Origin of the sequence: Planococcus sp. CAU13 (genome assembly GCF_000775575.1) — a bacterium.
Lineage (GTDB): Bacteria > Bacillota > Bacilli > Bacillales_A > Planococcaceae > Planococcus.
Genome location: NZ_JRGN01000160.1, coordinates 1 through 251, shown reverse-complemented (window position 1 = coordinate 251; position 251 = coordinate 1). Strand labels below are relative to the sequence as shown.

1 pseudogene is annotated in these 251 nt (G+C 48.2%); it reads left to right on the top strand.

Annotated elements, in window-relative coordinates:
- Positions 1-180: pseudogene (locus KW93_RS06800) on the top strand (ABC transporter ATP-binding protein); the annotation flags it as partial.
- Between the last annotated feature and the right edge of the window lie 71 nt (positions 181-251).

Genomic DNA, 251 nt, shown 5'->3' with positions numbered 1-251 from the left:
GATGAGCCGACAAACCACTTGGATATCGACGCGAAAGCAGAATTGAAACGTGCGATGCAGGCTTATAAAGGAACGATTGTCCTTGTCAGCCACGAACCGGAATTCTACGAAGGGCTTGTCACAAAAGTCTGGAACGTTGAAGAATGGATTTCTGCCGGCCAGCAGCCGCAGATCAAATAATATGCAAAAAGGTCTCTTCCCGAACAATAGGGAGAGACCTTTTTTATTGTCCAGACTCCGGCGACCCAGCT